Origin of the sequence: Chitinophaga pinensis DSM 2588, assembly GCF_000024005.1 — a bacterium.
GTDB classification, from domain to species: Bacteria; Bacteroidota; Bacteroidia; order Chitinophagales; family Chitinophagaceae; genus Chitinophaga; species Chitinophaga pinensis.
Map to the genome: position 1 here is coordinate 3,156,508 of NC_013132.1, position 25,749 is coordinate 3,182,256.

The window sequence follows — 25,749 nt, forward strand, 5'->3', positions numbered from 1 at the left end:
TCGAATGAAAATCCATTACACAAACCGGTTGTGCATTCCACAAAGTATGCGTCAACTAAGACTATTCTGTACACTTTTGCTGCTGCTCCTCTGTCTGGGTGCGGAGCAGGCATTTTCCCAGCTGTCCCGCCTGCGGGCAGATGGAAAACGTATCGTCAACGCCAGTAACCAGGAAGTGATCTTTAAAGGGATCAATGTCGGTGGCTGGCTGTTGCAGGAAGGATATATGATCAAACCTTCCTTCTCTGGCGGCGGTACACAATGGTCCATTAAAAAGCGCCTCTATGACCAGGGGCAGAGCGACGCCGCGGTAGAAGCATTCTACCAGAGCTGGCGTGACAATTTTATCACCAAAGCAGATATTGATTACCTGGCTTCACAGGGTTTTAACAGTGTCCGCCTGCCGTTACATTATGACCTTTTTCTGACAGCTGCACAGCGGGCAGTAAGAAATGGTGTAGCGCGTAACGCATCAACTTACAACAGCTATGTAAGTTCGCTGACCACCTGGTACAACAACAACCAGCTGTTCAACGATCAGAACCTGGAAGGTTTCCGCCTGACAGACAGCCTGTTGAAATGGTGTGCTGCCAACAACATGTATGTGGTACTTGACCTGCACGCAGCTCCGGGTGCTGCTGGTACAGATGCCAACATCTCTGATGCACTGATGGGTAATGACCTCTGGAACAAACCTATCTATCAGGACATCACCGTACGCTTATGGCAGCGTATCTCTGCACGTTACATCAATGATGACCGTGTAGGTTTTTATGATCTGATCAACGAACCAAACAACGTTCCGGCTAATCAGAGTATCCACTCGCTCTTTGAAAGACTGATCAACGCTATTCGTGCACAGGGTGACACACACCTGTTAATGGTAGAAGGAAATGGCTGGGGTAACCAGTACAACTACCTCGAACCATTCACTTTTACCAACAGAAGTAACCTGGTGTACAACGCGCACCGTTATGGTACTTCCACATCGACTACAACCACCAATGGCGATGCTAACCAGATCAATGAACTGGGTAACATTAACAACTTCCGTAACACACACAATGTCCCGGTAGTAGTGGGAGAGACCGGAGAAAACAACAGCAACTGGCTGCGTGCCAATATCGCTGCGATGAATGCTGCCGGAGTGGGTTGGTTCCACTGGACCTACAAACGTTTTGACGGTGGTGAAAATGCCGCTTTATTGCGGATTCCTCCGCCATACCTGATGGATGGTGCCGGCAATATGAGCGCTGTACTGAATAACATCAGGTTTGCCAACAATGTAAAGAACACAAACACCATCGCTGCCGTAGCGCCAGGCAGAAGTTCTGCTAACGCGCCTGTCGGTAAAACGATCTGGCTGCAGGGCTTTAACAACAAATACGTTAACTCAAAGAACGGTCAGGGCGCTATGTGGTGCGATTCTGATGCTCCACAGGCATGGGAACTCTTTACCGTGGTAGATGCAGGTAACGGTAAGATCGCCCTGAGAGGTAACAACGGTATGTATGTTTCTTCTGAAAACGGTGAGCAGGCAATCACCTGTAACAGACCTGCTATTCAGGGTTGGGAAGCATTTGACTGGCTAGAAACGGCTGACGGTAAAGTGTCTCTCAGAGGAAGTAACGGTCTGTTCATCTCTTCTGAGAACGGTGCTGCTGCAATGACCTGCACCCGTCCTACAGCCAGTGGCTGGGAAGCATTCGGTTACAGCGTAGTCGGTAATGCACAGGATGTTCCTGACCAGGAGGGGCCGACTGCGGCGCCAGGTCAGTTTAAAGTTGTAGGTTACTGGCCAGGATGGGCGGGTAGTCCCAGCACCAGCAAAGTGCCTTATAACAAGCTGACAAATGTGAACTATGCGTTCCTCCTGCCAAACAACGATGGTACCCTGCAGGGACTTGACAATCCAACCGCGTTACGCGCGCTGGTAACCCAGTCACACGCTGCCGGTGTTAAAGTATCGATCTCTATCGGCGGATGGAACAATGGTAACGATCAGGGCTTTGAAAACCTGGCACGTAATGCGTCTACCCGTACCACTTTCGTGAACGCTGTGATTGCATTCGTAAACCAGTATAGCCTTGATGGCGCTGATATTGACTGGGAATATCCTGACAATGGTGCTTCTGCTGACAACTACGTATTGCTGATGACAGAACTTTCCACTCAGCTGCATGGCCGTGGTAAACTGCTTACAGCTGCTGTAGTCGGTGAAAACGGAGCAAGTATCCTGAGTAGCGTATTCCCGCTGGTGGATTACCTGACACTGATGGCATATGATGAAAACGATTATCAGCACTCTACCTATAGTTATGCACAGCGTTCGCTGAACTACTGGAGAGGTCGTGGTTTGCCAAAAGAAAAAGCCATCCTGGGTGTACCATTCTATGGCCGTCCCAGCTGGGAATCTTACGCGCAGCTGCTGGCCAGAGGTGCAAGTCCAAACGCGGACACTTACCAGGGCGTAGGTTACAATGGTATACCTACTATCAAGGCGAAAACTAACCTGGCATTCGACCAGGGTGGTGGTATCATGATCTGGGAACTGTCACAGGATGTTACCGGTGCGAACTCCCTCCTGAACGCGATCAACCAGGTTGTACTGCAGAGAGGCGATACGACCGTAACAAACCCGAATCCGACGACTGTACCGATCGGTAAAACGATCTGGTTACAGGGCTTTAACAGCAAATACGTTAATTCAAGAAACGGACAGGGTGCTATGTGGTGTGATTCCGATACTCCGCAGGCATGGGAACTCTTTACTGTCATAGATGCGGGTAACGGTAAGATCGCGCTGAGAGGTAACAACGGTCTGTATGTTTCTTCTGAAAATGGCGAACAGGCAATGACCTGCAACAGACCTGCTATTGACGGATGGGAAGTATTCGACTGGATCAGCAACAGTGATGGTTCCGTTTCCCTGCGTGGCAGCAACGGAATGTATGTTTCCTCCGAAAATGGTGAGCAGGCAATTACTTGTAACAGACCTGCTATTGACGGATGGGAAAGATTTAACTGGGCAGCAGCAACAGCATTGACTGCGTCTTCAATCGCTGCCGTACAACAGGAAAAAACAGCTGTGAGTATTGCTGCGAATGGCAGTCTGCTGATATATCCTAACCCGGTAATGAAAGGTAGTACGCTGACCGTTAACGTGAAAAAATACAACGCAGCCGCTCCGGTACACGTATCGGTAGTAGATGTGAATAAGCGGGTAGTAGCTTATAAGAAAGCCAACGCCGCAGTAGTGACATTATCTACAGGCAATATGGCCGGTGGTTTCTATATATTGACTGTTACCAATGGTAATAACATATTTACCAGCAAGGTACTGATTCAGTAACCATATAACACGGGAAAGGCTGTCTGCAGGTAGTCCTTCCTTTAAAGCAGATGTGTGCGAGGCAGGAAACAGTAAATAATCATGATGTAATCAAACGTTTTTATATTAACCTTCACTGGTTGAAAGTCCGGTGATCTTTTCCCTCAAATTAACCGTTTAATTATGCGTAAACACTTCTACTGTTTACTGGCGATGTTCGCCAGCTGCCTCGTATCTCCTCTGTCACAGGTACAGGCCCAGACGACTCCTGCAACCTGGCAGGAACATTGGTTTGAACACGTGCAGCTATTGCAGCGTGTCTACCTGGATAATGACCTGGCGCTCTACTATGACAATGATGTAAGCCGCTCCGTCACCTGGCCCAATCAGTTCCTGTCAGACGTATGGCGGTACACTAAAAAGACATACGGCTCCTTCGGTACAGAACCGCAGCTGTATGCCGTTATGCACACCAACAAGTACAGCGGTGGCCATCCTTCTACTTACTTTGACGCCAGCCACGATTTCAGAAATGTGATTGATGCTGGTCCGGGTAACTGGACAGGTGCAACAGAAGGTGACCATAATCTGCTGACGCACGAAGTAGGGCATATTGTGGAAATCGGCTCTAAAAACACACATGGCTCTCCTGCCTTCGGTATCTGGGGAGACAGTAAATGGGCCGAAATCTACATTTATGACGTCTACAAAGGTCTGGGACTGACTACCTACCAGAACTCAGTCTACACACAGTTTACTGCTGGCCGGGATAACTTCCCGAGAGCTAATACGGCATGGTTCAGAGACTGGTTTTATCCCATCTACAATCAGTACGGTGGTACACAGGTATTAAACCGTTATTTCGTACAGGTAGCGCTTTATTTTGCCCGTTCCGGCTCCGAATACAACGGCGGCATGAACATGGGTGAATTTGTACATTTCTGGAGCGGAGCTGCAGGTGTAAATCTGAAGTCACTGGCAACAACAGCATTCGGCTGGACCAGCGAATATGAAACACAATTCGTACAGGCACAGCAGAAATATCCCTTTACTTATAGCACACCTAAGCCAATTGTTGCCAGCCTGTTCCAGGATATCAATTACGGTGGTTACGGGGTATACCTGCCGGAAGGTAATTACAACCTGACAACCCTGAGAGCCTACGGCGCCCGGAATGACGATGTTACCTCACTGAAAGTAGCTGCCGGTTACAGAGTAACTTTCTACATGGATGACAACTTCACCGGTTCCTCCAAGGTATTTACTGCGGATGCAGCTTCTATGGAAGCAGGCTGGAATGACCAGGTATCTTCCATCAGAGTAGAAAAACTGGCTGCTGCCACAGTAAGCGTAGCTCCTGAAGAAAAAGACGGGTTGTCCGTATCGTCTGACAAAGGACTTGTCGTTTTCCCGAATCCTGTCAGCAGAGGTAGTTCACTGACAGTAAGGGTAACAGAATATGACGCTAAAGCGCCATTGAAAGTATCGCTGGTAGATGTGAATAAAACGCCGGTAGTGTATCAGACGGCCAATGCGGCGACTGTATCCGTGAATACAGGAAATGTAGCAGGTGGCGTATATGTGCTGGTGGTTACAAACGGTAGCAGGTATTATACAAAGAAAATAGTCGTTCAGTAGTATTCGGCTCCCTATATATATGTAAAAAGGCGTCCCGCTTTTGGCGGGCGCCTTTTTCTTGTGATTTCATCCTTTCTTACTTGCCTGTTTTAACGTGCTTCAGTTCAGCGCCATCTCTTACTTCTTCGTTAGCGGCAGCCAGAATGGTGTCGCCTTCGTTGAGATTACCATAGATTTCAACTTTACCTTCAGCTTCGCGGCCGGTTTGTACCTGTACTCTTTCCGCTTTGCCGTTTGTTACCCTTACCACGAACACATTTACTGTAGAATTCACCACCGCTGCTTTCGGTACCAGGAAGGTACTGTCAGCCGCGTCCATCGGAATATTCACTTCCGCGATCATACCCGGTAACAATTTTTTATCATTATTGATCACATCCATTTCAATACGCTGTGAACGCAGACGGGCATCCAGTGCACCGGAAAGACGGTTTACCTTCGCAGTAAACTGCTGACCGGTAAATGCTTTCACATTGAACTTCACCTCGCTGCTGCTGTTCAGGTAAGCAGTATAAGATTCCGGAACGGAGATTACCAGACGCAGTTTCTTTTGCTCCTGAAGGGTAAATAAAGGCAATTCAGAGCCTTTTCCTGTCGGACCAACATAAGCGCCCGCACTCACATTTCTTGCACTGATAACGCCGGAAAATGGTGCTCTGATCTCCAGATAGTTTCTGTTGTCAGAGATCTCCCTGTAAGCAGCCTTACCGGCATCCCATTGTGCCAGGTCTGATTTCATACGCGCCTGCGCTATATCCAGGTCGTTTTTGGAAACGGTACCTGGTGTCAGACTGGTATTATACAAACGGTCATAATTAGCTTTGCTCGCCAGGTATACCGCCTCCTGTGATTTGATCCTGGATTCTGCACCGGCCAGCTGAGAACTGATCTCTGGTGCTTCCATTGTAGCCAGCAGTTGTCCCTGACTTACTTCCGTACCCACATCTACATGCAGCTTTTTTACAAAGCTGCTCACCTTCGCATAGATATCTACCTGCTGATAAGCAATCAGCTCACCAGGCAGTTGCAGAGAAGAGGCGAGTTTACCTTTTTGCAGGGATATTGCTGCAACAGGAGCTTCCTCCTGTGCGTTTTCTTTATTTTCTGATTTACCTTCTGTGTGACTACAGCTGCTGAACAGCAGTGTGGCAGGTAAACTTATTGTGATAGCAAGTGCTTTAAGACTGTTCATATTATTCGTGTAAGGATGGTACATAGTTTTTACTTTCTTTATCTTCCGGATCGAGTGATACCGATTGGGTAGTCGCTTTACCCTGCGCCCATGCAAATACCAGTGGTAATATAAACAGGGTGCTGAAGGTAGAGGCGATCAGGCCGCCGATTACCGCACGTCCCAGCGGAGATGTCTGGTCGCCGGATTCACCCAGGCCGCTGGCCATAGGAATCATACCTGCCACCATCGCAAGACTCGTCATCAGGATAGGACGGAGACGCAAACCTACTGCTTCTTTTGCGGAAAGTAGTGCGTTACCATTTTCCAGTCGTAACTGCTCCGCATTCGTGATCAGTAACACCGCATTCGATATCGATACCCCCACAGACATGATGATACCCATGTAAGACTGTAAGTTCAGCGTTGAGCCGGTCAGCAGCAGCAATGTCAGGGATCCGATCAGTACCGCCGGTACAGATGCCAGTACCACCGCAGATACTTTAAATGACTGGAAGTTAGCCGCCAGCATCAGGAAGATCACCACAATCGCAACCAATAACCCGGATTGTAAGCTGTCCAGCGTATCAGTCAGCGTAGAACTCAGACCGATCAGTTCCACGTTCAGACCACGTGGCAGTTCGCCCAGTGAGTTGATTGCTTTCTGTACATCCGCAGATGCTGTACCCAGGTCAATGTTGTTCGTATTGGCCGTAACAGACAAACTCGGAATAGCACCAAGGTTATCCGCCTCTCCGTAAGTCGTATCGGGTACGATAGTCGCCACATCTCCCAGTACCGGTCTGCTGGAATTTTTCAGCAGCGGAATCTCATTGATGGACTGTATATCCGTCATTTTGTTTTCCGGTACCTGTACCTGTACACTATAACTCAGGTTGGATTTTTCATCAATCCAGATGTTCTTCTCTGTATAACGGGAAGAAGAAGTAGAAGCCGTCAGTGAACGGGAAATATCACTTACATCCACACCCAGTTGTGCTGCACGGATACGGTCGATGTTCACACGCAGGGAAGGGTATTTGGTAGACTGTCCCAACTGCACGTCTCTCAGGTAAGAGATCCGGTTCAGTTTAGTAATCAGCTTCGCTGCAAACTGCTCATTCAGCTGTTTGTTTCTGCCGGTAAACCTTACCTCTATAGGGGTAGGAGAACCCTGGCTCAGGATCTTGTCTGTCAGTTCGATCGGTTCGAAAGATGGTTTCACACCAGGCAGTTCTTTTTTCATTTCCGCCCTGATCTTATCTTTCAATTCATCCATATTCACCTTGTAATCCTCTTCCAGTGCTACCTGGATCACTGCTTCCTGCGGACCAGGCATAAACAGATAGATCGGGCTGATGGAGAACTGTCCCGGGTGCTGACCCACATAAGCAGAAGAGATAGATACATGCTCCGGCCCTACAATACGCTTGATCGCATTGATCGTCCTGATAGTGATCTCCTCTGTTCGCTCTGCCCTGGTGCCTTCCGGTGCACGCAGACGCAGCTGGAACTGACTGCCATTACCACGTGGTAATACGTCGCGTCCGATACTATTGATCAGCACAACCACCAATGCAATACCTGCTACCAGGTAAACCGTCACAATCAGCTTACGTGCAGGCATTACGCGGTTCATAAAGCGCATAAAGCGGTTACGCACACGTTCAAAGCCGGTTACCTTACCATTATTATCAAAATCAGCTCTCTCTATCAGTTCTTTTTTATCGTGATGTGCAACTGGTTCTCCTGCTTTGTGATGTACGTGGTCTTTCATCAGCCAGTTGGCCATGATAGGTACGAAGGTCTGCGCCAGGAAGTAGGAGATGATCATCGCAAATCCGATCGCCAATGCCAGCGGCAGGAACAGTGAACCCGGGATACCACCCATTGTGAACGCTGGCGCAAATACCGCCAGGATACAAAACAGGATCAGCAGTTTCGGGAAAGCGATCTCCTTACACGCATCCCATATGGCCAGTCCCTTCGGCTTACCCATGTCAAGGTGCTGGTGTATATTTTCTATCGTCACCGTACTTTCATCGACCAATATACCGATCGCCAGTGCCAGACCACTCAATGTCATGATGTTGATGGTCTGTCCCGCCAGTTTCAGACACAATACCGCCGCGATGATAGATGTCGGAATGGTCAGTATCACAATCAGCGCACCTCTTGGGTCACCCAGGAACAATAGTACCATTAGACCTGTCAGTACTGCACCGATCGTACCTTCAGTGATCAGACTTTTTACCGCGTTGATCACATATACGGACTGGTCAAATTCATAAGTCAGTTTTACATCTTCCGGCAGCAGGGACTGGAACTTCGGCAATGCAGCCTTCAGTTTCTGTACTACTTCCCAGGTAGATGCATCACCGGATTTTGCCACGCTGAGGTATACGGAACGGCGTCCGTTTACCAGTGCGTAACCGGCAGTGACGTCAGCGCCGTCTTCTACAGTCGCTACATCGCGCAGATAGAGGTTCTGTACGCCACCTTTAAAGAGCGGGATATTTTCAAAATCTTTTACTGTTCTGATAGCGGTGTTGGCTGGTGTGATATAGTTCACATCGCCGATACGTACGTTACCGGAAGGAGAAGTCTGGTTGTTGATACGCAGCGCTTCTACCAGCTGGTCAGGCGTCAGATTGTGGGAACGCAGCAGTTCAGGGTCTGCTTTGATCACCACGGTACGTAAGTTACCACCGAATGGAGGTGCTGATACCAGACCAGGGATCTGTGTAAAGGACGCACGTACATAAGTGTTGGCCAGGTCCAGCAGTTCGTTATTACCACGTTTTTCGCTGCTTAATACCAGTTCGCCCACAGGCAGGGTGGAAGCGTCAAAACGGATAATGAAAGGCGGCTGTGAACCGGGAGGGAAGATGGCCTGAATACGGTTACAGAATGCACTGAGCTCTGCCTGTGCCTGCGCCATATTCGTGCCCGGATAAAAACTCACCTTAATGAGGGTCAGACCCTGTATGTTTTTGGTTTCAATCGCCTTGATACCATTTACATAAAGTAATATGTTGATGTACTGTTTACCGAAGTAGGCTTCCATCTGGGTAGGAGTGTATCCGCCAAAAGGGTGCGCGATGTACATCACCGGCAGGTCCAGTTTTGGGAAGATGTCCACCTTGATCGTTCTTACGGCGCCTATACCGAAGAAGAACAGGGCAGCCACTATTACCAGTATGGATATTGGTTTGCGTAATGCTGATCTTATCAGGTTCATTTAATTAGAATTCATTGATGAATAGAGAAAAATTGCCACTCGCAGCTGCTTTCAGCAACAGTGCCTGCCATACATTAGTGTAGGCAATATCACGGTCTGTCTCTGCACGGTTCAGGGTATAGAATACCTGTGTTACGTCCACAATGGTATTCAGTCCGTTCCGGTATAATACTGTTCTCTGGTTGTAAGCTTCTGTTGCTGCATTCACCTGTATCGGCGCTTCGGCGTAGTTGTCGAGTGCATTTTTGATCCGGGTGTCTGACAGTATTAACTGTGCTGTCAGTTGCTGACGTACCAGCTCATATTCATCCTGGAGACCTTTAGATACATATTTCTGAGAGGCCGTCTGGTGTTTCACTCTCAGCGGAGAGGTCAGGTTCCATGTGACGCCTATACCTACCAGATAGTTACTGCGGTTAGGTTTAACACCATCCCAGTAGCCCTTATTATAAGCCGTCTGGTCAGTAATATAGTTCGCGTCAAATCCGGAGCCTCTCGTCTGTATTGCGCTGAATACAGAGAAAGCAGGATAGTTCAGCGTATGGATATAACGGGCCTGTTCGTCGCTGACCTTAATACGGTTCTCGTAGAACTTCAGTAACGGATGCCCCTGGATATTTGCGCTGACGCTGTCAGACAGTGCACCTGGTATACGTGCGATAAATAAGGTGTCCAGTACGAAATTGATCGGCGGTACGCCCATCAGTTGTGCCAGCTGATTGGAATAGGTCTGCTCCGCATCTTTCGCCTTGGTATAGGCGATCTTTGCATTGGATACCTCTGCATTGGCCAGGGTAGAGTCTACGCCTGGAATCAGTCCATTCAGTGCTCTTGTTACCACCACTGAGCGGAAAGTATCCGCACGTTCCAGGTTGTTCCACCAGGAACGGGTAAGACGTTGTGCTGCCAGCAGGTTCAGATAAGCACCTGCCACCCTTACGGAATGCTGAAACTGTTCCTGTTCCCAGTCTGACTGGTCTCTGTTTACCGCTGCCTGTGCTGCTTTGATCCTCTCCTTGGCACGGCCGAAAGCAAAGAAATCCCAGTTCAGGTTGGCGAGATAAAGTCCGCCGAATGCCGCGTTCCAGTTCTGTGAAGGAAGGGTAGGACCCGAAGAGGCTACCCCTAAACCATTCAGACCATAAGACGGCCCGAATTGCCCGTTGACGGTACCGTAATCCTGCTGGGCGGATACGTTCAGGTTTGGTAGATAATCCCGCTTTGCCTGTGTGGCTGTAGCTTTGGACGCGCTCAGGTAATTGGCTTTAGCCTTGACGGTCCCATAGTTGGCCAGCGCGGTCTGTACTGCTTCTTTCAACGTCAGTACCTGCTGTGCGTGTAGCGCCTCCATCGATCCGTGCCATAACAGCAGGAAAAGGACTACGACGATTCTTTTTGTTTGCATGATAATACTTAAACATTAAGACCATGAACCCTAAAACTGTTTCTCAGGAAAACGTGTGCTGGATGCTTCCTTTAGCGGCTTTATGTTCTCTGTTGATTCCTCGAAAATAATTTGCATGATATGCCAGCCTTCGGCGTAATCATATTGAATGTTGAAATGGTTGACGTCACAGATCTGTTTGACGATCGCCAGACCTATACCGATTGAATCGTTGTTCCTGCTTCCTTTTTTGAAACGTCTGAACAACTGATTGGTAGGTACCTCCGGTGGGTTACCGGTATTGGCGATGACCAGTCTTGACCTGTTTAATGTTACACGGATCTGACCTCCCTGTACGTTGTGTCTGATGGCATTGCTCAGCAGATTGCCAAGCAGGATGTCGGTCAGCGCGGGGTGTAGCTGCACCTTGACGCCGGTGGTGATCATTGTCTCCTGTGTAATGGATTTCATATCCATCAGTTCTGAAAAACTCTGCAATGCATCTGTGATCAGTTGTGATATAGAGATACTTTGCCGGGTGTCAAACTCGTTGTTTTCGAGTCTGGCAAGTAGTGTCAGTGAACTGTTGATCCTGGATAATTTGTCGATCGCATTCTGCATATCCCCGATCAGCGGCACGATGGTATCTGGTTCTTTGCCCTGCAGATAAGACTCCGTCAGCAGTTCCAGCTTATTACGCAGTACGGCCAATGGGGTCTGTAATTCATGAGACGCATTCTCTGTAAACTCTTTCAGAGAACGATAGTCGTCCAGCGCCTTGTCTGCCATCCCGTTCAGGAAACAGTTCAGCGTTTTCAGTTCAGCCGCATTGGCAGCAGGTAATTGTAGCGGCCTTCTGTCTTTGAGGTTGAATGAACGCACTTTTTTCATTGCCTGATGAAAAGGCGCCAGTATCAGTCTCGATACGAAGCGGGCAGACAATACAGTCAACGTCAGCAGAATCGCAAAAATCCAGATGAAAGAACTGAAAAGACCTTTTAATATCTCTTTCGCCTTGGTGATGTAGTTGTACGACGAAATACTGTAATAGTGGCCATTGATATTATAAAAAGAAGTAACCGTCAGCCTGCACTCCCGGTGCTGCAGCATCGTATTGAAAAAGGTATGCTCATATACATCATACTTATTCACCGGTATTTCAAATTCCAGCAGTTTGATTTCTACGGGCCTGCCTTTCATGTAGGTATCCGGTGATACGCCGTGCCGCATCTGCATCGCCATCTGGTCATTACATACCTTCAGACGGTCAATCTCTGCCTGGTCGATACCTGATTTTACTTTGTGATAAGCAATCACAAATCCTACCAGCATCGCGGTCAGCGTGATGCACAGATACCATAAGGTGAACTTGTTGATCAGCTTCATGATACAGCAGTATTAAATTTGTAACCTAATCCGTATACGGTATTGATATAATCGGCTCCCTCTGCAGCATGTATTTTCTTCCGGAGATTCTTGACATGCTGGTATACAAAGTCAAAATTAGCCAGGTTATCGGTATAGTCGCCCCACAGATGCGCAGCAATCGACTGACGGGATAAGACCCTGTTCTTGTTCACAAGGAAATACAAAAGCAGGTCAAATTCCTTTGGCGTTACATCCAGTCTGATCTCATTCACACTCGCTTCCAGCGTATCTGTGTTCAACGTGATCTCATTAAAGCTCACAATATTACTCCCCTGTAGTTTCTTTCTTCTGAAGATGGCTCTTAGCCTGGCGTGTAATTCAGGAAGATGAAAAGGTTTGGTCAGATAATCATCCGCACCGCCTTCCAGTCCGCTTATCTTATCGTCCAGTGAGTTTTTCGCGGAAATAATCAGTACACAACTGTCAATCTTTTCAAGGTGCATGAACTGTAATAATTCCAGTCCGTTTCCATCCGGTAAGGTGATATCCAGCAACACACAGTCATACTGGAATCCTGACAACTTATCATAAGCTTCACTGCTGGTATAGCTTACCTCGCACAGATAACCTTCCTTTTCGAGAAAGTTACTAATGCTGCCGGCCAGCTCCATGTTATCTTCAACGAGCAGAACTTTCATATAAGCTGCATAATTCGTTTTTAAATTTGAAGCAATCTTGAAGCAATGTCACCCTTACGTTTATAAAAAAAGAACCACCGGTCATACGTGGTTCTTTTTTACTGTCTTGATGTCCGTTGAGTACCTTAAAATTGTACTGTAAAATTGGGAAGAATCCTGTTCTTAAGATTGTTCCATTCAAATGAATAGTTGTAAAATTCAAAGTTTTTTAATGGCCGGGGCCTGTAGGGAATTAAGAATTAGGAATTAGAAATTAAGAATTCAAATAACAATTGATAATCAACGAATTTTAAAAAGACATTTTATTTCAGGCGTATCAAACAATTGGTTGTTTCCTGGCGCACTCGACTATTCCTTGTTGTTTCCACCGCCTTCCAATTGTTAATTCTTCATTTTTAATTCTTAATTATTCAATAAAAAAAGGGGGCGGACTTTTACAAGTCCACCCCCTTGAATAAAACGGGTCTGTTGCAGGTTTATCGTAACAAATTGATGGCTCCTTTTTTAACCACACTGGTCTTATCTGTCATAGTAATCCTTACAGTGTAACTATATACGCCTGACGGCTGTAGTTTACCATTATAAGTGCCATTCCATCCGGTCAGCTGGTTCGTCTGATAGATCAGCTCTCCCCACTGATTAAATACTTTCATCTCAATGGCAGAGATAGACGTACCCTCCGGTTTGAAATAGTCATTCTTACCATCACCGTTCGGCGTAAAGGCATTTGGAATAAAGATCTCGCCTGGTTTAGGTTTTGCACTGGCCAGTCCCGGCAAACTATTCTGACAAGCCAGCGGCCCCAGGGCAATTACTTTAATGTTGATAGACTGCTGATTGGTGATGCCGCTCACCAGGTGAGTGGTACCCATATTACCGCTGCTAGGAGCATTATAAGCGCCGCCATCCACAGATACCAGGTAACCTGTAGCACCTGGTACAGGATCCCAGGTAAAGGTCACGCCAGTGGCAGTGATCGTACCTGCTTTTACTACGGGTGTAGGAGCCCTGTCAAACGGAGTGACTGTCACCGCTGTTCTGTCACTGGCACATGGGCCATTCACCGCTTCCACATACAAAGTTGTTTCTGTCGTGATAGCCGGCGTCTCATATGTTGCGCCGGTGCCTTGTACGCTGCCTCCTGAAGGGAAGGTGTACCAGTTGTAAGTAAATGGTGTGCTGGCATTGGTGATATTTAATGTGGCCGTACTATCCGGACAAAGCGTCACCGGTGTTACCAACGGCGCAGCCGGTTTTTGGGTGACGGTTATCTTGATGCTGTCTATCACTTTACATCCATTTTCATCAACACCCGTCAGTTTGAAAGTCGTCGTGGTATCTGGTGAAATGGTGAAACTGGAGTCTGTCCTGGCCCCTGGTTCCCATGTATAGGACTGCATCCGTCCGCCTGTTGGAATCGCCCAGATCTTCGTGTCAGTACCCGTGCAGATATCACCTGGTTTAGCCAATGCCTTCAGGAGGATCATGGATTCTTCACTTACGTCTGCGGTGAAATCCGCCGGACAACCATTCGCATCGGTCACTGTCAGGGTATAGGTACCCGCTGCTACACCGGTAGCGGTTTCTGTTGTCTGTACCGGCGTGGTATTCCAGGAATAGCTCAGCGGGAAAGAACCGCCGCTGGCTGTTGCCTGCACAACACCATCACTATTGCCACAGGTGGCTTTGGTTACATCAGTCGTCACAGCAATCGGTACATATGCCTGTCCGGATACTGCCAGGAACACGGCTCTTGACGTATTACCGGGATCGCCGCTCTGCACATAATTAATGGAAACAGATGCAATGTCCTTTGCCTGGTTTGCACAGGCAGGAGCTATATCGATACAATAAATACGCGGGTCATTCGAGCTGAGACCTTCCACACTGTAAGGACCAGCCGCCTGTCTTTTGATACGGCCATAGCTGTCAAAAACAGGATTGGTACCACCAAACCAGTCGAGGATCGTGGATGTATCAGGAACGGAATGCGTACCGTCTGTATAATTAAACGTAATAGACACTGTACTGCTTTGCTCTGTAGAATAACAGAGAAAACTGATCTTACTGTAAGCGCCGGGTGTAACAAATGTCAGGGTGTCTAAACCGGTCGTCAGGTTAACGTTTCCGTTTTTAGACATGTACAATACGTTATTACCGGTGTAAGCGGCCATCTGGTAGGTACGTAAGCCTGTGGAGAAGAGACCGTCATTGGGTATACCCGCATCCAGGTTATTAAGCGCGGCAAAATCAAAAGTATACAGGATCTTTTCCTGGATATCCAGACCTGTACTGGTCACGGCGGTAGCGTTTATGCCTGCTTCTGCAACACCATCATTGTTGTAACCCGTTACAGCTATAGGCGTATAGGTTTGTGCATATAGCCGGCAGGCACATATGACCAGCATGGAGGCAACAATTAGAACACGTTTCATTCAATTGGTATTTTTGGTTGATACTAAATTTATTACCGTAGCAGCGCCACCCATCCTGTGTAGGGCTTCTCGTCTGCCGATGTTTTGATGACATAATAATAAGTACCCACTGGTAGCGGCTGACCACGTCTGGTGCCATCCCATGGGGTATAACCGATGCCCGTAAATACGATCTGGCCCCAGCGGTTATAGATTTCTGTTGTAGCCATTGGCCTTGCTTTCAGACCGTCGATGCTCCAGGTGTCGTTGATCCCGTCTCCATTCGGACTAAATACATTCGGAATTTCCAGTACCAGGTCAGGCGTTACGATGTACCATGCATGACTGATGCTGTCAGTACAGCCGATCTCATTTGCTGCGTAAAGGGTTACTCTGTAGCTGCCGGGTAATTCATATTTGTGCTGTGCGTCTTCTGTATCGGCGGAATTGCCATCTCCGAAATCCCAGCTGTAGTTCACTGCAAATTCAGAGGTGTTATTGAACGTAAAGGAGCCATTCTTAAATTCTACGGGTACATTTTCTCCCGGGGCAGCACTGAAAGCTGCTACAGGTGGTGTCAGTATGTTGATCAGGGCTGTCTTTGTAATGGTCTTTGTACACAATCCCTGGGCGCTGGCAGTCAGTGAAACCGTATAGGTACCAGGCGCTGTATAGTTGCCAACAGGGTCTTCTTCAGTAGTCTGTGTACCATTACCCAGTGACCAGGTGTAACTATCGGCCAGCTGTGACAGATTGGTGAAGCTGATCTCCTGTGGCGCACAACCTGTCGTCAGATCGGTTGAGAAATCAGGTACAGGTACCGGTATCGCAGTAATAGCTACCGGTACTGCCGTATCAGCACATACACCGTCTTTGATGGAAAAAGTAATGGTGCCATTCCGCTCATAAGTGATTGAATATGGACCAAACCCACTGCCGCTTCTTATGGCGCCACCTCCCCAGTTCCAGGTAGGCACTGCATTCGGACCATTGCTGCCGGTAGAAGTAATGGTGATGGATTCCCCCGCGCAGATGGGCGTTTTGCTGACAGTAAACGAAGCAACAGGTGGTTGTGACACCACAATATCATGCGTGGCCATTGCTGACACGCAACCGTCTTCAGTGATCTGTAATTGTATCGGGTATTGCCCTGCTGCATTGAAACGGATATCATAAGGACCTGCTCCCGTACCGTTTTGTACCGTCGCGCCGGCAAAGTTGTGCCAGTTGTAGGTGGCGCCCGGTCCTGCGTTACCCCTAAACGTCAGCGTATTACCCGTTCCCAGGCAAACTGTATCTGGCAATACGCTGAAGGCAGCAACAGGTGTAGGTTTAACCGCTACTTCCACGGTATCTCTGACTGTACAACCCAATCCATCCTGTGCGGATACGATATAAGAAGTGGTGTCCGTTGGTGTAACAGTTATACTGCTCCCGGTCCCATTGCCCGGTGTCCAGGAATAGTTGCTGACCGTCCCGCCGCTGGCAGTCACGCTGAGTGTCGATGTCTCACCGGCACAGATCTGTGTTGGCATAGCCGTTGCGGTCAAGGTGGTAGTAGACAACATAGCCACGGTTTCCGTCACATTGGTCACACAGTTATTAGCATCTCTGATAGCCAGGGTATAAGTGCCACCTGCCAGTCCGGTCGCTGTAGGCGTGGTCTGCACTGGTGTAGTACTCCAGCTGTAGGAGAGTGGTTGTGTGCCGCCGGTTGCCGTAACGGCAATACTGCCGCTGGCTCCTCCGCAGACAGCATCTGTTTTGGTGCTGGTGTAGGTCAGCGGTGTAAAGGATACACCTGACAGACCAACAATCAGTGCCCGCGAACTGATATTCGGTCCCTGTACATACAGGAATGAAACAGAGCTCACCAGCTTAGACTGATCTGCACAGGGGATGTTGAAATCAAAGGAATACATACGGGGCTCGCTCGGCAATCCGTCTACTGTCGGAAAAGTGGCTGTCCGGGTGAGACGCCCCATCCCACTGAAGATAAAAGGTGTTCCGAAGAACCAGTCCTTGATCTGCAGCGTACCGGCATTGGAGGATGTACCATCCGTATAATTGAGGGTGACAATGACAGTACTGTTATTCTCTGTACCAAAAGCCAGGATACTCAGGTTACTGTACATCGCCGGTGTAGCCAGCGTCAGTGTGCCTGCCGCCAGGGAGTTGGCTACATTGCCGCTGGCGGACAGGTATAAGCCATTCGGAGCCGTGTAAGGGTTCATCTGGTAAGTACGGGTACCGCTGACGAAAGTACCATTGTCAACGATGCCACCGTCGATACCATTGGTAGCTGCGAATGACTGGGTATACAATATGTGGTTGCTGCCATCAATCACGGTAGACGTTACCGCCACCGCATCAGTACCTGCTTCTGCTACAATGTCTGCATTATAACCCGTTACGGTGATCGGTGTAAAGGTTTGTGCATACATTAACTGCGTGCTGGTATAGATGGACAATAATAGGGTAATAGTAAAGATGCGCTTCATGAACGGTCATTAGATTTCGGTCAATAAATTGGCAGGGTATAGGCATATAGCCATGCACAATTACGGAGGCCCCTGAAGGAAGCATCCGCCAGCAACAGTTAACTTTCACAGGTAAATACTCGGAGATGAAAAAAAAGGGTGGGTAAGGGAATATATATTTTTTATTTCAATAATTAAAACAGGTAAGGGATAGTCTGTTTTTACAGCTATCGGGGTCTGAAGATGGCAGGTTTTAGAAAGAAATTCCCGAAAAAAGGTCAGATGACAGTTATTTCGAATTTTCTGGAGTTGATGGCAGGCCCCTCTGTTTCCCAGGTGCGGCGTTGCTCAAAAGTGACAGTTGCCTGTCCCGGTTCCTTCCCGTTGATCACAAATGACTCTTCATTATTGATACGGGCTTCCTGCCGGATGGCATCCGTCTCCTCGTCGTGCGGGCTGACTTCTACACATGCCGTATTACTGATCTGGTAAGACCATTGGAAGCCGGCAGTGCCGAGACCGGGTAAAATAACAGGTAATGAAGTCCCTTGTCTTATCTTTTTGGATTCGGTTTCCATAATAGCAGGTTTTAATGGAAATTGAGGATAACAGTACAATTATAATGCTGGCAATCATCAGGCCAGAAAGATAACCAGGCTATTACAACAGGTTATGGAACGATAATTGCTGCCTTTCGCCCGTTTAAAAAAAAGCCAACATGAAAGCAAAACACATCATGTACATGTTCGTCCTGGGTTTATTCCTGGCTTTTACCGCATGTACTAACCCCACCCCCGAAAATTATTTTGACAGGGCTGTTCTCAATACCAATATGTTTAATGATTTCGCCAGTGAGAATTTCACCAGGATGCTGATCGCCACTACCGTGAAGTACGAAGGTGTAAAAGGAGATACAGCTAAAAATCAGGCATTCACCATGGTAGACAGCAAAGCAAAGTACATCGAGAAAGCATTGAAAGATATCAAGGCATTGAAGCAGACCGATGAAACAAAAGAGATGTTGCAGACCTCCATCGCTTTACATGAATATGTATTGCCGGTTTACCAGAATGAATATACAGCACTTGCGAAACTCTGTGACAGTGGCGGATCTAAAGAAGATATCGCAGCCCTGGCACTGGAGATCGACAACAAATACGCAGCGCACTTTGAGGAGCTGTTTATCAAACTGACCAACGAAGGAAAAGCATACGCCAAAGCACATAACATCAATGTGACCTGGGGTAATTAACGATATAACATCCACTTAGCAGACAGGCTGTCGCCGGTATACACGCCGGAGACAGCCTGTTTCTTTTCCGGAGAATCTTTGTCAATATGAATTATTTGTTATATTTTCCCGGGTCATTTGAATGCTATGGACCAAGAATTGTTTGAACGACTTCAAAAAGAAGGTATTATCTCCGCTACGTCCGCAGAAAAGATCCGGACGGTCACTGCTCACAGACTTTTTTCTGTACACTGGGAACTCAAAACCATCCTCTATCTCGGCGTATTGCTATTGAGCGGTGGATTGGGTATTCTCGTGTATGAAAATATCGATACGATCGGTCACCAGGTGATTCTCCTTGCGATCGCCCTCGCGTGTGCAGGATGTTTTTATTATTGCCTGAAACACAAACTGCCATTCTCAAAAGAGAAAGTGCCCGCCCCGAACGTGCTTTTCGATTACATCCTCCTGTTAGGATGTTTATTGCTGATTACTTTCATTACGTATCTGCAGGTACAGTATAATGTATTTGGTACGCGTTACGGCATGGCGACCTTTATTCCAATGGCTATCCTGTTCTTTGCCGCGTATTACTTCGATCATCTCGGCGTATTGAGCATGGGCATCACCAACCTCGCCGCCTGGATGGGAGTAACGGTAACACCTTTGCAATTGCTGACAAGTAATGATTTCAGCAGTATGCCTTTGATCTACAGCGGACTACTGCTGGGTATTATCCTGGTGGGCGCTGCTGCGGTCAGTAAGTATAAAAATATCAAAGCGCATTTCACTTTTACTTACAGCAACTTCGGTGTCCACGTGTTTCTTATAGCGACGCTGGCGGGATTGTTTACCGCTTTTGATGGTGGTGTCGCCCTCTGGAGTTTCCTGCTTACAGGCGCTGTTGCCCTGTTCATGTCACAGGCCATCAAACATAAATCCTTCTATTTTGCATTGATCATTACCCTGTATGCTTATGTCGGGTTGAGCTATGTATTAGTACAGTTGTTAATAGAGATAGATGATATCGGTGCTATCTACGCCGGATTATTATACTTCATCATATCGGCTATTGCCTTCGTGATTTTACTTGTGAAACTGAACAAAAAACTGAAAAAAGCATGATCGCATATAACAGTAAATCATTAGATAACCGCGATATACAGGAGCAGGCGGAAGATGCCAAAGAAAGAGCCTTTATTACGCCTGAAGAACTGGAAGCGGTGAAAGCTGCTTATCCGGTTGATCTCTACACACCTAATCCCTACATGCGGATCGGTATTTTTATATTGACCACCATTATCATGCAGTTTTCCTTCGGACTTTTTTGTCTGATCATGGTAAGCGCCATGAGTGAAAAAGCATTTTCTGTACTCTGTTTCTTTTTCGGTGCTGGTTCATATGCATTGGCAGAGTTCATGGTGAAGGATAAGAAACACTATAAGTCCGGTGCAGACGCTGCCCTGATATGGATTGCCGGTGGCTTTATCCTGGGTGGCGTAATACTCGCTGCGAATGCAGAGGGCAATCCATGGGGTTATTGCCTGGTTACCCTGCTATTATCTACCTTGTTTGTACTGCGTTTCGCAGATGTGGGCATGAGTATCGTGGCACATTTATCGCTGCTGGCATTGCTGTTCTCTATACTGGAATACCTGGGTACCCCCGGAAAGATTGTTGTTCCCTTTACGGTGATGCTGATATCCCTGGGAGTATACATTGTAAGTTTGAAGCTATCGAAGATCCATACTTACCGTCATTATAAGACCTGCTTACAGGTGTTGCAGGGAGTGTCCCTGCTGACCTTGTACCTGGGTGGCAACTATTTTGTAGTAAGAGAATTAAGCATTGAGATGTTCAACCTCGATCTGGCGGAAGGCCAGGATATTGCAGGTGGCTGGATCTTCTGGATATTGACAGTTGCATTGCCCTTGTTATACATCTATCTCGGTATCCGTAGAAAAGACCGGATCCTGATCGGTGTCGGATTATTGCTGATCGCTGTAATGGTTTACACCATCCGTTATTATCATAGTGTGGCGCCATTAGAAGTGGCGATGACGGTCGGTGGTCTGGTGATGATCGGTATTGCCTACGGATTGATACGCTATCTGAAAGTGCCCCGTAATGGTTTCACCGCCGATTCTGCAAATGAACGGAATATGATGGAAGCAGTACAGATAGAATCCCTGATAATTGCGCAAACAATGAGTCATACACCTTCGCCTCAACCGGACCAATACAATTATGGTGGTGGTACCGGTGGTGGTGGTGGCGCCTCCGGAGAATATTAAAAGAAAGGTGACCGTCTCCCTTTCGGAGCGGTCACCCTGTATTTGTCGGCTTGTGGGTTATTATCAGATGGTGAAACGGAAATAGGACCACTCAGACCAGGAGCAATAGCGGTCGCCCACTTTCGCTCGTACACGCCAGCGGCCAGGTTGTGCGCCAACGAAACTGTGGTTGAAAGAAGTGCCTGTAATGTTGTGATATACACCAAAACTACGGAACGATTGAGCTGCCCATTGTCCGGCATTAATGGCGCCAAAGGCGTCTACCTCCAGGGAATAGGTCGCACCCGGAATATTCACCGGCAACCAACGGAAGGTCAGCGTCCGTGGATAATGATTGAATACGGCGCCTTCAGCAGGTTCCTGCAATCTTGGAACCGCTCCCTTCCACCAGGTCAGCGTAGGATCTCCCAGGATACTCATACCATAGAACCATTGTCTTTCTCCCAGATCATGATCAGCGCCGCGCGCCTGCCACCATTGTACCATGGCTTGTCCGATACAACTACCCTTGCCGATCGGCTCATAGAAATCAGCAAAGAATAACATTGACCCTGTTTTGGTACTGCCTACAACCGTCAGCCCCATATTGGTCTCACTGCCGCTTTTATCGAAGATGTACCATCCACCGAGATAATCATTTTCTGTGAAACGGGCGGTACTACAGCAGAACAGGTTGAAGAAGTTTGCATTCGGACAACGTTCGTCTCTGAAATAAGACCGGTCAATCCATTCCGTCGTACCCTCAGCGGGGATCCGGAAAGAATGTACATGAGGCGAGGAATGAGAACAGAGCTGTACAAAAGAACGTGTACGGTTGATTTCTGTTTTATACAGATCGGCATCTGTAATGTCAGGATTAGTGTATTTGGTAATATAGGCAGAAGGAGTCATCAGATCCATTTCACAATCATCGAAGCCTGTCCAGTCATCTTCTACATAAGCGAGTGCTGAACGGGAATGTCCCAGTCCGCCGGTACGGAACAGGTGATTACGGTCAAAATAGTTATTGATTAATACAGCATCATTCCCATTGGCAGTGGGTGTCCAGATACGTCCTACCCATACCTCCGGACTCACATCTCCGCTAACAGCATTGTATTTACCGTCAGCATCTGCATCTGTCCAGGTACCATTGGTATCCATGTAAAAAAGGTCGCAGGGAAACTCGGCATGTGCGCCATAGAAATCATCATCCATTTCAAACCAGGGAACGGGAATCGCGCCGACCATCACGACGCCTGCCGGTGATTTACTGCGGATATAATTCCGGATATAGGCAGGCTTTCCACCCTTTACAACGTGGATCGTCGCCCAGAAACCATCACGGCCCAGGTCAAGCACATATCTGTTTACACGATCCTGTACCTGTGTGAAGATATCGGCATGTACCATCACCAGGACCTTACCCCGGGGAAAACGCAGCAGACTATAGGTATTCAGATAGCTTTCTCCGGAAGGATAGGAAGGCCGTGGTTTTTCTTCGATCAGTGGTGTCAGGTCAAGGAATTTCTTATACAGTTGCAGGTATTCCGCATACGTTTTCAGCTGTATATTATTCTTATCCGTCAGCTTGAGATTGCGGACACTTTTATATGCCTGGCCCAGTTTATAATTGCGGCCTACGGCATCAAGGTTGAAGAGGGTTCTGTCCTGTACCACCTGGGTACGGATGTGTTGTATGTCAACAAGGGACTGTTTTTCAGCGGCCGATGTGCGGCCATTTTTTTCTTTGGACATTTTGGGGTTGTTTTGGAGGTTAAACGATGATAGCAAAGATAGCTTCGGCCAGGTCGGGAATCCGGGTAGAAAGTACCTGAATATGACAGGTATTTATACCTGAATATGGTAAAGACTTAGTTAGATTGTCCTCATCCTTCGTTCATCCTTCGTTCACCAACGAAGGATGAACGAAGGATGAGGATTATATAACCCTGATCTGGGAACAAAGCATACTTTTTCTGATACTTATTTTACTATGCTTAGGTATAGCTTTCCCGTAGATACTCCCTGTATACTCCCTGTATACTTCGTGTCTAAGCTATTTTTTGCCCTTTTAGGGGGCATTCAGGACAAATAGCTGTAAAAACAAAAAAGACAGACCGGGAAGATCTGTCTTTCAATGCCGGTTGCTACCGGTATATCTTACTACCTGGATCAGGCTCTTAATTCATAACTCACAGGATCAGCGCTTACTTCGCCCAGTGCGATCATTTTATTGATCTCAGGGTTCCATACTTTCAGCCTCAGACAGGCCAGAATTGCCCTAGGAGAAAGTGAAGTAGTCTTTGCCCGCTGTAACTCCGGAATCGCTTCCATTGCTTCCGGAAGACGGTAAAAAGGGATACGTGAATTCAGGTGATGAATGTGGTGATAGCCGATGTTACCGGTTACCCATTTCCAGAATGCATTCATCTGCATATAGCTGGAAGAGGCCATAGCAGCATTGTCATGGCACCAGCCTTCTTTATCCCTGAAGGTAACACCCGGGAAATTATGCTGTGCATAGAATAGGTACGCCCCGATCCCACAGGCAATGAAGAACGGAACGATCAGCAGCAACAGGAGGCTCAACCAGCCCATATAGATGTACAGCAGGGTACCCATGGCGAAATGAAGCACCAGCGCCAGCAGGGAGTCCATATGGCGGGATGGGCTGCTCGTAAATGATTTTACACTCATACCTATCATGAACATGCTGAAATAGCCAAACAGGATCGTCAGCGGGTGACGGGCTGCCAGATATGCTCTTTTCTCCGCAGGCGTGGACTCCTGGAACTTCTGCTGTGTCATGATCGGAAAAGAACCGATGCTTGCGGTAAACAGTTTGGAATTGTGTGCATGGTGATAATCATGCGAACGCTTCCATATGCTTGCCGGCGCAAGAATGAACACACCAAAAGCGCTGAACAGTATATTCGCCGCTTTTGACTGATAAAGAATCGTATGGTGTTGAAAATCATGATATATGACAAACATGCGCACAATCACCAGGCCGGTGAGTATACTGCATGGTATACGCAGAAACAGTGACGGTAAGAAAGCGGTACAGGCAAAAAGCGCGATCAGGATGGCGGCAGTAGAAAGCGTGTAATACCAGCTTTTCCACTTCGTTTCTTTCGCATATGGCTTCGTTGCCAGGATTAATTGTTTTCCAGTTAGCATTGATAGTAATAAATGTGGTGTAGATATCTTCTTATCGGATGTTGCAGCTTTTTTTATTGTTAATTACGCCTATATAGCTGGCTCCGCGACGGCCGGCTCTTGTGCCGGCACCGGGCGTTTATGTTTCCATCTTCTGTGACTCCACAGCCAGTATTCAGGATGTGCGCAGATATCCTGCTCCAGTGCCTGTGTGTGTGCTGTAGTGATCTCACCGTCTTTTGTAGCGGATGGCTGATCGAAAAGCGTACGTGCTGAAATCTCGTAATAGCCGCGTTTTACCCGCTGTACATGTACATATACCACAGGATAGTTCATTTTGCGGGCAATCTTTTCCGTACCCTGGAATACAGGCGTATCCTGATTCAGGAAATCAGTCCAGTAAGCGCTGGTAGGAGCCGGTGTCTGATCAGCAATAAAAGCTGTCGCATCCAGTTCACTTTTGTGCGCCACCATATCACGAAAAGTATCTTTCATAGCAATCAGACCGGTACCGAAGCGTGTACGCATACGATACATCAGTCCGTTGAAATATTTATTGCTGAGTGGATGATATACTACGTAGAGGTGATGTTTTCCCTGCAGACTAAACGTATTACCTGCCCATTCCCAGTTGCCGTAATGTCCCATCACGATCATAATGCTTCTGTTCTCTGCTGCATAGCGGTCAAACAGTTCCTGTGCTTCCGGCGTCAGTTTACAACGCCTGATAGCAGCTGCCCTGGAAATAGTCAGCGTTTTGAATGTTTCCAGTAACAGATCACAGAAATAGCGGTAGAAACGGCGGCGGATCTTTTCAATTTCTTTAGCAGACTTTTCCGGAAAAGCATTCTGCAGATTCTGTAATACGACCTTCTTACGGTAGCCGATTACATAATACAGCAACACGAACATCACATCACAGAGTCCGTAAAATAACGGAAACGGTAATAGGGAAATCATGTAGATAAACGGAAGTAGGATATAATAAGTCAGCATTAGTTCAAAAATACAATTAAATGTAAATATAAAGCAATGTAATTAAGTGTGATAGATATAAAATGTTAATTTCTATCTACCAATCCGGTGAAATTATCTGTATTGTCCTGAAGACCAGTCCCGAGCAGCCCGACAGTGAGCAATGTAGCACATTTCACTGCGGATAGCTTTCGATTTGATTTACAGCACTTTTGTGCAATACGGGGTGTTTTTCCCAATTGACCGATTTTACCGGATGTTGATAGTTATTTAACGGTAAATCTCCCGAATACCCCTATAACATTGAAAATCATTGTGGCCGCCCCAATTGAGCACTTGCACTTACTGACATTTCTGTGTATTATTATCATTCAGCCAAAAGT

The 25,749-nt window shown here is 47.4% G+C and carries 16 protein-coding genes; 5 read left to right on the forward strand and 11 right to left on the reverse strand.

Annotated features, from left to right (window positions below; genetic code table 11):
• Window positions 1–46: 46 nt before the first annotated feature.
• Together CPIN_RS38955 and CPIN_RS12880 are read left to right on the forward strand one after the other, a co-directional pair.
• Window positions 47–3,352 (forward strand): glycosyl hydrolase family 18 protein, encoded by a 3,306-nt coding sequence (locus tag CPIN_RS38955; protein WP_052306793.1) that lies wholly within the window; start codon window positions 47–49, stop codon window positions 3,350–3,352.
• 162 nt (window positions 3,353–3,514) lie between these two features.
• Window positions 3,515–4,969 (forward strand): T9SS type A sorting domain-containing protein, encoded by a 1,455-nt coding sequence (locus tag CPIN_RS12880; protein ID WP_012790240.1) that lies wholly within the window; start codon window positions 3,515–3,517, stop codon window positions 4,967–4,969.
• A gap of 76 nt (window positions 4,970–5,045) precedes the next feature.
• Here the strand turns inward: CPIN_RS12880 and CPIN_RS12885 are convergent, their stop codons facing one another.
• From CPIN_RS12885 to CPIN_RS12920, 8 genes are all read right to left on the reverse strand, one after another.
• Window positions 5,046–6,161: an efflux RND transporter periplasmic adaptor subunit gene (locus CPIN_RS12885; RefSeq protein ID WP_044218539.1), complete on the reverse strand. Its 1,116-nt coding sequence runs from the start codon at window positions 6,159–6,161 to the stop codon at window positions 5,046–5,048.
• A 1-nt stretch (window position 6,162) separates the two neighbouring features.
• Entirely contained in the window at window positions 6,163–9,381 is a 3,219-nt protein-coding gene (locus CPIN_RS12890) for an efflux RND transporter permease subunit (RefSeq protein ID WP_012790242.1), read from the reverse strand.
• A 4-nt stretch (window positions 9,382–9,385) separates the two neighbouring features.
• Window positions 9,386–10,786, reverse strand: a complete 1,401-nt coding sequence (locus CPIN_RS12895; protein ID WP_012790243.1) for a TolC family protein — start codon at window positions 10,784–10,786, stop codon at window positions 9,386–9,388.
• A 30-nt stretch (window positions 10,787–10,816) separates the two neighbouring features.
• Window positions 10,817–12,151, reverse strand: coding sequence for a sensor histidine kinase (locus CPIN_RS12900; RefSeq protein WP_012790244.1), 1,335 nt, complete (start codon window positions 12,149–12,151; stop codon window positions 10,817–10,819).
• Window positions 12,148–12,831, reverse strand: a complete 684-nt coding sequence (locus tag CPIN_RS12905; protein ID WP_012790245.1) for a response regulator transcription factor — start codon at window positions 12,829–12,831, stop codon at window positions 12,148–12,150. The genes CPIN_RS12900 and CPIN_RS12905 overlap by 4 nt, the downstream gene beginning before the upstream one ends.
• A 476-nt stretch (window positions 12,832–13,307) precedes the next feature.
• Entirely contained in the window at window positions 13,308–15,266 is a 1,959-nt protein-coding gene (locus CPIN_RS12910; RefSeq protein ID WP_012790246.1) for a T9SS type B sorting domain-containing protein, read from the reverse strand.
• 32 nt (window positions 15,267–15,298) lie between these two features.
• Window positions 15,299–17,746 (reverse strand): PKD domain-containing protein, encoded by a 2,448-nt coding sequence (locus CPIN_RS12915; RefSeq protein ID WP_012790247.1) that lies wholly within the window; start codon window positions 17,744–17,746, stop codon window positions 15,299–15,301.
• 257 nt (window positions 17,747–18,003) lie between these two features.
• Window positions 18,004–18,303, reverse strand: a complete 300-nt coding sequence (locus CPIN_RS12920) for a protease inhibitor I42 family protein (protein ID WP_012790248.1) — start codon at window positions 18,301–18,303, stop codon at window positions 18,004–18,006.
• A 140-nt stretch (window positions 18,304–18,443) separates the two neighbouring features.
• Here CPIN_RS12920 and CPIN_RS12925 point away from each other — a divergent pair, with 140 nt between their 5' ends.
• From CPIN_RS12925 to CPIN_RS12935, 3 genes are all read left to right on the forward strand, one after another.
• Window positions 18,444–18,977, forward strand: coding sequence for a hypothetical protein (locus CPIN_RS12925; protein ID WP_012790249.1), 534 nt, complete (start codon window positions 18,444–18,446; stop codon window positions 18,975–18,977).
• 126 nt (window positions 18,978–19,103) lie between these two features.
• Window positions 19,104–20,081 (forward strand): DUF2157 domain-containing protein, encoded by a 978-nt coding sequence (locus CPIN_RS12930; protein ID WP_012790250.1) that lies wholly within the window; start codon window positions 19,104–19,106, stop codon window positions 20,079–20,081.
• Entirely contained in the window at window positions 20,078–21,250 is a 1,173-nt protein-coding gene (locus tag CPIN_RS12935; protein WP_012790251.1) for a hypothetical protein, read from the forward strand. The genes CPIN_RS12930 and CPIN_RS12935 overlap by 4 nt, the downstream gene beginning before the upstream one ends.
• Window positions 21,251–21,313: 63 nt before the next feature.
• Here the strand turns inward: CPIN_RS12935 and CPIN_RS12940 are convergent, their stop codons facing one another.
• The 3 genes from CPIN_RS12940 to CPIN_RS12950 form a co-directional block, all read right to left on the reverse strand.
• Window positions 21,314–22,987 (reverse strand): C25 family cysteine peptidase, encoded by a 1,674-nt coding sequence (locus CPIN_RS12940; protein WP_012790252.1) that lies wholly within the window; start codon window positions 22,985–22,987, stop codon window positions 21,314–21,316.
• A 417-nt stretch (window positions 22,988–23,404) separates the two neighbouring features.
• Window positions 23,405–24,412, reverse strand: coding sequence for a fatty acid desaturase family protein (locus CPIN_RS12945; protein ID WP_012790253.1), 1,008 nt, complete (start codon window positions 24,410–24,412; stop codon window positions 23,405–23,407).
• A gap of 69 nt (window positions 24,413–24,481) precedes the next feature.
• Window positions 24,482–25,387, reverse strand: a complete 906-nt coding sequence (locus CPIN_RS12950) for a lysophospholipid acyltransferase family protein (RefSeq protein ID WP_012790254.1) — start codon at window positions 25,385–25,387, stop codon at window positions 24,482–24,484.
• Window positions 25,388–25,749 lie beyond the last annotated feature (362 nt).

Bases quoted from the DNA above. Each gene is read 5' to 3' on its own strand.
- CPIN_RS38955 (WP_052306793.1), top strand. From the start codon at position 47: ATGCGTCAACTAAGACTATTCTGTACACTTTTGCTGCTGCTCCTCTGT.
- CPIN_RS12925 (WP_012790249.1), top strand. From the start codon at position 18,444: ATGAAAGCAAAACACATCATGTACATGTTCGTCCTGGGTTTATTCCTG.
- CPIN_RS12935 (WP_012790251.1), top strand. From the start codon at position 20,078: ATGATCGCATATAACAGTAAATCATTAGATAACCGCGATATACAGGAG.
- CPIN_RS12945 (WP_012790253.1), bottom strand. From the start codon at position 24,412: ATGCTAACTGGAAAACAATTAATCCTGGCAACGAAGCCATATGCGAAA.
- CPIN_RS12950 (WP_012790254.1), bottom strand. From the start codon at position 25,387: ATGCTGACTTATTATATCCTACTTCCGTTTATCTACATGATTTCCCTA.
- CPIN_RS12920 (WP_012790248.1), bottom strand. From the start codon at position 18,303: ATGGAAACCGAATCCAAAAAGATAAGACAAGGGACTTCATTACCTGTT.
- CPIN_RS12930 (WP_012790250.1), top strand. From the start codon at position 19,104: ATGGACCAAGAATTGTTTGAACGACTTCAAAAAGAAGGTATTATCTCC.
- CPIN_RS12905 (WP_012790245.1), bottom strand. From the start codon at position 12,831: ATGAAAGTTCTGCTCGTTGAAGATAACATGGAGCTGGCCGGCAGCATT.
- CPIN_RS12900 (WP_012790244.1), bottom strand. From the start codon at position 12,151: ATGAAGCTGATCAACAAGTTCACCTTATGGTATCTGTGCATCACGCTG.
- CPIN_RS12880 (WP_012790240.1), top strand. From the start codon at position 3,515: ATGCGTAAACACTTCTACTGTTTACTGGCGATGTTCGCCAGCTGCCTC.
- CPIN_RS12915 (WP_012790247.1), bottom strand. From the start codon at position 17,746: ATGAAGCGCATCTTTACTATTACCCTATTATTGTCCATCTATACCAGC.
- CPIN_RS12940 (WP_012790252.1), bottom strand. From the start codon at position 22,987: ATGTCCAAAGAAAAAAATGGCCGCACATCGGCCGCTGAAAAACAGTCC.
- CPIN_RS12910 (WP_012790246.1), bottom strand. From the start codon at position 15,266: ATGAAACGTGTTCTAATTGTTGCCTCCATGCTGGTCATATGTGCCTGC.
- CPIN_RS12895 (WP_012790243.1), bottom strand. From the start codon at position 10,786: ATGCAAACAAAAAGAATCGTCGTAGTCCTTTTCCTGCTGTTATGGCAC.
- CPIN_RS12885 (WP_044218539.1), bottom strand. From the start codon at position 6,161: ATGAACAGTCTTAAAGCACTTGCTATCACAATAAGTTTACCTGCCACA.
- CPIN_RS12890 (WP_012790242.1), bottom strand. From the start codon at position 9,381: ATGAACCTGATAAGATCAGCATTACGCAAACCAATATCCATACTGGTA.